The 4184-nt window shown below is 36.1% G+C and carries 5 protein-coding genes; 4 read left to right on the top strand and 1 reads right to left on the bottom strand.

Annotated features, from left to right (window positions below):
- Positions 1-305 precede the first annotated feature (305 nt).
- The 4 genes from F6K13_RS21220 to F6K13_RS21205 all read left to right on the top strand — a co-directional run bounded on the left by F6K13_RS21220 (position 306) and on the right by F6K13_RS21205 (position 2982).
- Positions 306-461, top strand: a complete 156-nt coding sequence (locus F6K13_RS21220; RefSeq protein WP_161564764.1) for a transposase — start codon at positions 306-308, stop codon at positions 459-461.
- Positions 418-627: a hypothetical protein gene (locus tag F6K13_RS21215; protein ID WP_124147809.1), complete on the top strand. Its 210-nt coding sequence runs from the start codon at positions 418-420 to the stop codon at positions 625-627. The genes F6K13_RS21220 and F6K13_RS21215 overlap by 44 nt, the downstream gene beginning before the upstream one ends.
- A 425-nt stretch (positions 628-1052) precedes the next feature.
- Positions 1053-1619, top strand: a complete 567-nt coding sequence (locus tag F6K13_RS21210) for a hypothetical protein (RefSeq protein WP_124147810.1) — start codon at positions 1053-1055, stop codon at positions 1617-1619.
- An 883-nt stretch (positions 1620-2502) separates the two neighbouring features.
- The gene (locus F6K13_RS21205; RefSeq protein ID WP_124147811.1) at positions 2503-2982 is read left to right on the top strand and encodes a DNA polymerase beta superfamily protein; all 480 of its coding nucleotides are present in this window, start codon (positions 2503-2505) and stop codon (positions 2980-2982) included.
- A 122-nt stretch (positions 2983-3104) separates the two neighbouring features.
- Here F6K13_RS21205 and F6K13_RS21200 read toward each other — a convergent pair whose 3' ends face one another.
- Positions 3105-3533, bottom strand: a complete 429-nt coding sequence (locus F6K13_RS21200; protein WP_124147812.1) for a hypothetical protein — start codon at positions 3531-3533, stop codon at positions 3105-3107.
- Between the last annotated feature and the right edge of the window lie 651 nt (positions 3534-4184).

Raw genomic sequence — 4184 nt, 5'->3', positions numbered from 1 at the left:
AGAAGGAGACAGGAGACAGGAGACAGGAGACAGGAGGAAAATTACATGGGGATTCGCTCCCCCAAGTAATGCGTGAACACCCCCGTTGACGGTGGGGTATTAAACCCACAAAGAAAATGATAAAAAAATCAATGATGAGTGTCAAATCAATGTCCCGAAAATTTTATGCCAGTTACCTAAGCGATCGCTTAGGTGGGAGCTACTAGAACCTTTGCTACCAAAACCTCGATGAGTGTCAAATCAATGTCCCGAAAATCTTATGCCAGTTACCTAAGCGATCGCTTAGGTGGGAGCTACTAGAACCTTTGCTACCAAAACCTCAAAAACGAGGGCAAAAACCAAACACTAATCTCACAGAAGTAGTTAATGGTATCTTCTATATCTTTTATTCTGGTTGTCATTGGCGTTCTTTGCCCTATGATCTACCACCTTGGCAAACTGTATCAACTAAATGTACGTAAATGGCAACGACATGGTGTTTGGGAGGAAATAAATCATACTCTACGGCGAGAAACAAGAATACTCGAAACACGACACCCAGAACCTACTGCAGCAGTTGTCGATTCGTATGGCGGTAAAAACAACGGCAAAAAGCGCACCGCCCGCGCTGAGGAAACCTCAGCGTAAGGACGGAGCAAGCAGGGGGAGGTATATGGCTATGATGGCGGTAAAAAAGTAAAAGGCCGGGTATCGTCATATCTTGGTTGATACTCAAGGGTTACTACTAGGGGTACTTGTCAGTGAAGCAAATATGGGAGAATGCTTGGGATCTATGGCATTTAGGGTAAGCTACCATCTTTAAAATTAAGATATATCAAGGTGTGTAAGGTTTTAATATTTTGATACTTACACAAAGAAATTAAGATCAGTGTAGTTAAGTAAAATTACTTATCAAAATGTATGTAATTGAAATTTTTGATTATAAGATAATAGTGTACACGGAGACAAAAGAAACAGACAGAGTGGATTTACTTTGAGATATTAAAAGTGAGCGAGACCAAGGACAGTTAAGGAGTAATTTCAATACAACACTTATTGGGGAGGTCTGACTTATGAATATAAAAGAAATTTATAAATTAGGGATACCTCTAACTTTAGCGTCGAGTTTGATCTTAGGACTAATAGTTAACTATCCATCCCATACTCAAGGAGCACAAAATATAGACCCTGAACCTTTCATTGATAAAACTGAGAATCCTATCAGGCTAGCAGGAAATATTAAGCGTTCTTGTACTGGGTACTATCAGGTAGAAAGTTCAAGTTTAACCGCTAAAAACGGCGTAATAGTAGGTAGATTTAATGCCAGAAGAGGATGCGGTCATAATGTACCAAATAGATGTCGGAGAAGAGCAAGAGATGCTGCCCACACTTGTATGGAAGATCACTGGAATTATCAAAAAGTAATGCCTCAATCATGTCAAAGTAAAGGAGTGCAAAATTATAATATTCGAGATTTATCACAGGAGCTAACCCGGACGGTTTGTTCATATACTAGTGATCCATACTTCAGGGCTAATATTTACAGAGTTACCAAAGGAAATAAAGGGTGTGGACCTAATAACGAGAAACAACAGAAGACCCTTCTTAAAACGAGATATGTTTTTCGATGTGGATCTTAGAGACTGTTTGTAAAACAAATCTTAAGAACAGCCAGATTTTTTAGCACCAAGCCTTTGTAACATTAATCTAATTATTGCAGTGTAAATCAGAGCTTCACTAATCTCTGGTAGTTGTTCATAGTCGAGAACTAAACGTCGGTATTCTCAAATAGCAGAATAAATTTGAGTATATGGGGAGATGATATCAAATCCGGTAGCGCGGTTTTCCTGCACGGTAGACCACATTAGGGACGTTCCATGGAACTTCCCTACTGGGCGCGTGATTGTGACGATGTGGTTCATCTCAAAACACTCTGATATCAAATCCGTTTAATTGGACATAAAAAAAATCTTCAATCGCCATAACTACGTTTATCTTTGTAATTCTTTCTCCTCCTGAGGAGGTCCGACTGACTCCCCCTCCACCGGAGGGGTTAGGGGTGGGTTGACTCCTCCTAACTTAACCATTCTATGGCTGTTTAACCGGATTTGATATGACCCAACACAAAGGATCATATTTATGACTAATTAAAAATTAGAAATTAAAAATATATTCATTACTATTTTGACATACGCAATAGTAGAGTATCAAGCCTTGTGAAAACTGAACTTGAAGTCATTTGCGCTCTCATCAAACTACTCTCACAAGTCAACCGACACAAACAACTAGGATTATTAAAAATTAGAAATTAAAAATATATTCATTACTATTTTGACATACGCAATAGTAGAGTATCACATTCTCACAACAGTCAATCAACATCTTTACCAGATGGCAGGAATATTTTTTTTTGTAATATATTAGTAACATAAATAATACACCGAAGCGATCCCTCTGAAAAAAAGCGATCAAAAGCCCCAAGGATCTTCTTATATAACTTTTGAATTTTGAATTTTGATTTGAATGGATAGAAAAACAGTAGAATCAGGATTAATATTACTTGCCCTGACAGGTTCTCAAGCTTACGGTACTTCCACACCTTCATCAGATTGTGATTATAAAGGCGTTTTTATTGCTCCCAAAGATTATTATTTAGGTTTCAAATCTGTTGAACAAAAAGACCGAGGTTGGGATGAACCAGGAATAGGTTTATATCCAGTATTAGATAATGTCAAAGATTGTGTGGTTTATGAGTTAAGAAAATTTCTGACCTTGGTCTATAACAACAATCCCAATATGTTAGAAACTCTGTGGTTAGATTCAGAATTTTACTTACATTTATCGCCAGTGGGAAAAAAGCTAATTTCCTATCGTCAGGCATTTATTTCCCAGAAAATCAGAGCTTCTTTTGCGGGATATGCTTACTCTCAAATTAAACGAGTGGAAACTCAATTTAAAAAACTACAAACAAAAATTTTTTTATCACTTATTATCCTGACATGATATTATATCATAATCTTTGATTTGATTTAGGATTCCTACCTATCTAATCAAACAACTGAAGTTGAAATAAAATGCTCTTTGTAAATACACAAAAAATTCTCCGCATGAGCAGCTCCTAACTATTAAATTTCTGGAGGGAACACATCAAGAGGGGCAGTCTTTCCTCTTACATTGAATTTTTCAGCACCAGCCGACGTTCCTTGATGAAGGTAGACTATAGTTGGGTATAACTGTAACCACATACCCAAGCGTTGAGCTACATCATAAGTTGTCATTGCTCCCAGACCCTTAACCCGATTAGTAACAGATTCTACCCAGTCATAAAGTTGCTCGAAGGTCTCTAAGGGAGGTTGTAGGCCATCTGCTAGTGAAATTCTCAATCCTACCGCTAATTTAGAGGATACTCGACGCTGATGAGAGTGTATTTTGCCATCTGGAAACCTAGACATCCAAACTCTCTCTAAAGCACCTTCCCAATTCAGACTTTTATCGCCCCACCATTGTTCTTGAAAAGTATAGTAATTATCGTAATATTTTAGATAATCTTTCACCAAATCTGAAAGAGTTTTTTTCTGAGGAGTCAGAGATTTACTATTGCATTGATTTGAAGTTTTTACTATTCTTTTTTTCGTTGTAGTAGTGCATAATCCTACCCATAATAACTTTATTTCTACAATTCGGTAGTCCTGTAGATGTAGTACTATTTATAAGTAAATCCCTTTCACTATCAGAAACAAAACTACAAAAATAAATACTTGTACACCACTACCTACAATTCAATAACAGAAGTTATTGAATGATTGGAATAGCTTAATATAGTATCCGGATAATTAGTTATCGTATAATTTAGTAGTCAGTAGAAAGGAGAAAAGGAAGGATGAAAGTGGAAATTATCTAGGGATATTCCGACTTTTTATATCTGCATTGAATGTAAGTATAGATTGCGACAACTGCATAACCAAATTTCATATTAAGAGGCAGATTTTATTATTATTAAATCCCAATTAACTATCAAGTAAATTAATATAGAAATTCTCAATTATTTGCGATAATTTTCCTCTTCCCTGTTTAGCGAATAATTAAACTTTAAAGTCTCTGATTTCAAGAATAAATAAATCAAAAAAATACTTTTCGCCAATCCTATTCATTTGAAGGAGAAGGAGAAGTAATTATTAATTATTAATTTTTGAATTAATCATCTC

Source organism: Okeania sp. SIO2B9, from assembly GCF_010672505.1.
Classification (GTDB): domain Bacteria; phylum Cyanobacteriota; class Cyanobacteriia; order Cyanobacteriales; family Microcoleaceae; genus Okeania; species Okeania hirsuta.
The sequence above is the reverse complement of the archived record's forward strand: the minus strand, read 5'-3'. Positions and strand labels throughout refer to the sequence as shown.

Coding starts and splice junctions, on each gene's coding strand:
- F6K13_RS21205 (WP_124147811.1), top strand. CDS start 2,503: ATGGATAGAAAAACAGTAGAATCAGGATTAATATTACTTGCCCTGACA.
- F6K13_RS21215 (WP_124147809.1), top strand. CDS start 418: ATGATCTACCACCTTGGCAAACTGTATCAACTAAATGTACGTAAATGG.
- F6K13_RS21210 (WP_124147810.1), top strand. CDS start 1,053: ATGAATATAAAAGAAATTTATAAATTAGGGATACCTCTAACTTTAGCG.